Raw genomic sequence first — 4274 nt, 5'->3', positions numbered from 1 at the left:
GGTCGACGGCCGACCCGTGTCGGCCGTCGACCCGCCGACGCCACCCCGCTCCCGGCCGTCCGCGACGGGCGTATCCCCGCTCACGCCTCCCCGCTCCCGCCCGTACGCAGCGCGTAGCCCACCCCGCGCACGGTGTGGACGAGGCGCGGCTCGCCGCCCGCCTCCGTCTTGCGGCGCAGGTACATCACGTACACGTCCAGGGAGTTGGAGCTCGGCTCGAAGTCGAAGCCCCAGACGGCCTTGAGGATCTGCTCGCGGGTCAGCACTTGGCGCGGGTGCGACAGGAACATCTCCAGGAGCGTGAATTCGGTACGGGTCAGCTCCACCCGCCGGTCGCCCCGGGTGACCTCGCGGGTCGCCAGGTCCATCCGCAGGTCGGCGAAGGACAGCACGTCGTCGTCGGGGGCCTCCGCGCCCGCCGCCGCTGCCGACGCGTACGAGCTGCGGCGCAGCAGGGCCCGGATCCGGGCGAACAGCTCGTCCAGCTCGAACGGCTTGACCAGGTAGTCGTCCGCCCCGGCGTCGAGTCCGGTGACCCGGTCCCCGACGGTGTCGCGGGCCGTGAGCATCAGGATGGGCGTGGTCGAGCCGGTGGCCCGGATGCGGCGGGCGGCGGTGAGCCCGTCCATCCGGGGCATCTGGATGTCCAGGACGATGAGGTCGGGGGCGTACGCCTCGGCCATCGCCAGGGCGTCGTACCCGTCGACCGCGACCTGCGTCCCGTACCCCTCGAAGGCGAGGCTGCGCCGCAGCGCCTCGCGCACGGCCGGCTCGTCGTCGACGATCAGGATGCGCTGGGGATCGTCTTCGGCGGGGCTCATCGCTCTCTCGTCCTCTTCTCGTGTCGACCTGGGTCCGTCCGCCCTGCGGGGGCACTCTCAGCCTTGCACGGTCAGGAGCCGTTCCCGGCGCGCAGGGTGTCCAGGTCGGCCTTGAGCGTGTTCACCGGGATCGCGAAGCCGAGGCCCACGCTGCCCGCCGAGGAACCGCTGCCCGCGGCCGAGGAACTCGGCGCGTACATCGCGGAGTTGATGCCGATGATCTCCCCGTCCATGTTGATCAGCGCGCCACCGGAGTTGCCGGGGTTGAGCGAGGCGTCGGTCTGGAGCGCCTTGTACGTGGTGGTCTCCTCGCCCGTGTCGCCGTTGAACTGCTGCCCGCCGAACTCGAACGGCCACTCCTGGCCGCCGCCCTGCCGGCCCTGACCCTGCCCGGAGCTGCCGGAGTCGTCCTTGGCGACCGTGACGTCCCGGTCGAGCGCGGAGACGATGCCGCTGGTGACGGTGCCGGTCAGGCCCTCGGGCGAACCGATCGCCACGACCTGCTCGCCGACCTTCACCTTGGAGGAGTCGCCCAGCGTCGCCGTCTTCAGCCCGNACCGCCCGGAGCGCTGTCGTACGCCGTTCCGTAGGAGGAGGCGTACGGGTAGGAGGTCGGGTCCTGGTCCGTCGAGTGCGCGCCGCTCGGGCGAAGGTTCTCCGTCATGTCCATCAGGCTGATCGGCGAAGATGAGAACGGCCTGAGTACGTCCTGAGAAGCCCGGAAGAACCGCGTATGCCCGCTGTAAAGACCGAAGCGGGAAGGTGGGAAGCGAGGTCAGACGGACGCGGAGGGCTCTCCGCAGCCGCAGGAGCGCCGGACCACCAGCGCCGAGGGGAACTGCTTCAGCCGCTCCCGCCGGGATCCGGAGACCCGCAGCGCGTCGTCCAGCACCAGGTCCACGGCGCCCTCGACGTGGTCGGCGACCGGGTCGCCGACCGACGGGGTCTCCTCCGTACCGCCGAGGCAGGCCACGTACGGATGGCCGTGCTCCAGCAGGTGCCGGGTGGCGAGCTGGGCGCCGCCCACGTCGTCGGTGACGACGGCGACGTCGTCGATCGCCTCGGGGCGCTCGTGCAGCAGGACGACCCGGGCGTCCCAGGCCTCGATCTCGGCGGCGGCGCGCTCGCTGGGGCCCTGGCTGACCAGGATCAGCCCGGAGACCCGCATCCCGAGGAAGGCCCGCAGATAGTGGACCTCGCGCTCGTCGCGGTAGTCGGAATTACCGACGAGCACCATTTTCCCGCGTTCGGCGGCGGCCTGTTCGACCGCGTGCGCCATCTCCGCGAAGAACGGCTGCCGGGCGTCCGGCACGATCATGCCTATGAGGTCCGTGCGGCGCGAGGCCATGGCCTGGGCGACCCGGTCGGGCCGGTAGCCCAACTGNCCGTGGCCGAAGAGGACTGCTCCGATCGGGCGACGGGCCGGGCGGCCGCCCTGTCCTTCGCCTCCTCCGCCGCGCGCTCGACCTTCTCCGGCACGACGAAGCGGTAGCCGACGTTGCGGACGGTCCCGATCAGCGACTCGTGCTCGGGGCCGAGCTTGGCGCGCAGCCGCCGTACGTGGACGTCGACCGTCCGCGTACCGCCGAAGTAGTCGTACCCCCAGACCTCCTGCAGGAGCTGGGCGCGGGTGAACACCCGGCCCGGGTGCTGGGCGAGGTATTTCAGCAGTTCGAATTCCTTGAAGGTCAGGTCCAGGACCCGGCCCTTCAGCTTCGCGCTGTACGTCGCCTCGTCGACGGAGAGGTCACCGTTGCGGATCTCCATCGGGGAGTCGTCGGAGGTGATCTGCTGGCGGCCCATGGCCAGGCGCAGCCGCGCCTCGACCTCCGCCGGCCCCGCCGTGACCGCCCTCGGTGACGACGAGGATCAGCGGACAGCCGGGTCCCGTGGACCGCAGCAGCTGGCAGAGCGAGCGGACCTGCGGAAGGTCGCGCCGCCCGTCGACGAGGATCACGTCGGCGCCCGGGGTGTCCACCAGGGCCGGGCCCTCGGCGGGGGCCACCCGCACGCTGTGGAGCAGAAGACCGAGTGCGGGGAGCACCTCCGTCGACGGCTGGAGTGCGTTCGTCAGAAGCAGCAGTGAACTCATCGCCGCCCACCTGCCTGGTTCGGTCGATCGTGTTGCACGGTTCGCTCGCCCATTACGTCGGTCCTCCTCGTTCCCTGCGAGAGGGGCACTCCCGGGTCGGACCCGGGGGAGTATGCGGCACTGCTTCGTACGTCAAGCGGGTATGGCGTGCGGTCCCGCGCCCCGGGGACCGCTGAGCTTGTGGAAACGTCGTCGTAACAACGCCCGTAAAGCACAAAAGGACCCGGGGGCTGCATTGCCCGGATCCTCTTCGCAGCAGAATAGCCCACATGAGTTCCGTGTCCGAGGGTCGATTCCGGGGTTCCTCTGTTCCCTTGCTCACGCCACCCCCACGATTCGCCACATTGCTGACGGATGACGGCGTGCCGGTCGAGGCGGTGTACGAGCCGTGTACGGCGGGCTTCGGAGCGCCGGACGACGGGGCGGCCGGGGCCCTCGCCGCGACCCCGGCGGAGAGCACCGCGATCGTCGTCGCGCACGGGTTCACGGGGTCGGCCGACCGTCCCGCCGTACGCCGTGCCGCGCGGGTGTTCGCCCAGCGTGCGGCCGTGATCACGTTCTCGTTCCGGGGCCACGGACGGTCCGGCGGGCGCTCCACGGTGGGCGACCGCGAGGTGCTGGACCTGGCGGCGGCGGTGGCCTGGGCGCGGCGGCTCGGACACACCCGGGTGGTGACGGTCGGGTTCTCGATGGGCGGCTCGGTGGTGCTGCGGCACGGGGCTCTGTATACGGCGGAGGCCGTGGCCGGGGGCGCGGAATCCGCGGCCGGGGTTACACCCGTTCGCGTGCCGGAGCGCGAGGGGCGCATACGGCGCACAGGGGCGCACTCGGACGCGGTGGTCTCCGTCAGTGCGCCTGCCCGTTGGTACTACCGGGGAACGGCCCCGATGCGCCGGCTGCACTGGGTGGTCACCCGCCCCTCGGGCCGGATCGTCGGCCGCTACGGATTCCGTACCCGTATCGCCACGGAGGACTGGGACCCCGTCCCGCTCTCCCCGGTCGCCTCGGTCCCGCTCATCGCCCGCCGAGGCGCTCGACGCGGTGCGCGAGAGGCACCCCGGCGAGCTGAGCCAGGTGCTCCGGCGGTGCTCGTTCCTCGTCGACGGGGACCCCGTGGGGACCCGCGAGCATGAGACCGTACGCCTTGCCGAGGGCGGCACGGTCGAGGTGCTCCCGCCGTTCGCAGGAGGGTGAACCGCAGGCCATGAGCAGCAGCGATCAGCAGTACCCGTATCCGTACGACCCCGAGCACCCGCAGCGGCCCGCGCCGCCGCAGTGGCCCGACGGCACGGCCGGGCAGCACGCCGGCCCGCAGGAGCCGGCCGCCTTCGACCAGGGCGGCACACAGACGTGGCAGGCGC

3 protein-coding genes and 3 pseudogenes are annotated in these 4274 nt (G+C 71.9%); 2 read left to right on the top strand and 4 right to left on the bottom strand.

What is annotated here, in order from left to right:
• Positions 1 to 80: 80 nt before the first annotated feature.
• From D3105_RS33795 to D3105_RS33780, 4 genes and pseudogenes are all read right to left on the bottom strand, one after another.
• Positions 81 to 821 (bottom strand): response regulator transcription factor, encoded by a 741-nt coding sequence (locus D3105_RS33795; RefSeq protein WP_097878568.1) that lies wholly within the window; start codon positions 819 to 821, stop codon positions 81 to 83.
• Between the two features lie 71 nt (positions 822 to 892).
• Positions 893 to 1384 (bottom strand): annotated as a pseudogene (locus D3105_RS33790) (S1C family serine protease); the annotation flags it as partial.
• 212 nt (positions 1385 to 1596) lie between these two features.
• Positions 1597 to 2232, bottom strand: coding sequence for a LacI family DNA-binding transcriptional regulator (locus tag D3105_RS33785; RefSeq protein ID WP_425315771.1), 636 nt, complete (start codon positions 2230 to 2232; stop codon positions 1597 to 1599).
• Positions 2142 to 2913 (bottom strand): annotated as a pseudogene (locus D3105_RS33780) (winged helix-turn-helix transcriptional regulator). The gene D3105_RS33785 and the pseudogene D3105_RS33780 overlap by 91 nt, the downstream one beginning before the upstream one ends.
• A 269-nt stretch (positions 2914 to 3182) precedes the next feature.
• Between D3105_RS33780 and D3105_RS33775 the strand changes: the two are divergent.
• Together D3105_RS33775 and D3105_RS33770 are read left to right on the top strand one after the other, a co-directional pair.
• The gene (locus D3105_RS33775; protein ID WP_240647134.1) at positions 3183 to 4046 is read left to right on the top strand and encodes an alpha/beta fold hydrolase; all 864 of its coding nucleotides are present in this window, start codon (positions 3183 to 3185) and stop codon (positions 4044 to 4046) included.
• Positions 3991 to 4107 (top strand): annotated as a pseudogene (locus D3105_RS33770) (MoaD/ThiS family protein); the annotation flags it as partial. The gene D3105_RS33775 and the pseudogene D3105_RS33770, both read left to right, overlap by 56 nt.
• Between the last annotated feature and the right edge of the window lie 167 nt (positions 4108 to 4274).

Origin of the sequence: Streptomyces globisporus (assembly GCF_003501885.1) — a bacterium.
Lineage (GTDB): Bacteria > Actinomycetota > Actinomycetes > Streptomycetales > Streptomycetaceae > Streptomyces > Streptomyces globisporus_D.
This window is presented reverse-complemented; position numbering and strand designations above follow the sequence as displayed.

Bases quoted from the DNA above. Each gene is read 5' to 3' on its own strand.
- D3105_RS33795 (WP_097878568.1), bottom strand. From the start codon at position 821: ATGAGCCCCGCCGAAGACGATCCCCAGCGCATCCTGATCGTCGACGAC.
- D3105_RS33775 (WP_240647134.1), top strand. From the start codon at position 3,183: ATGAGTTCCGTGTCCGAGGGTCGATTCCGGGGTTCCTCTGTTCCCTTG.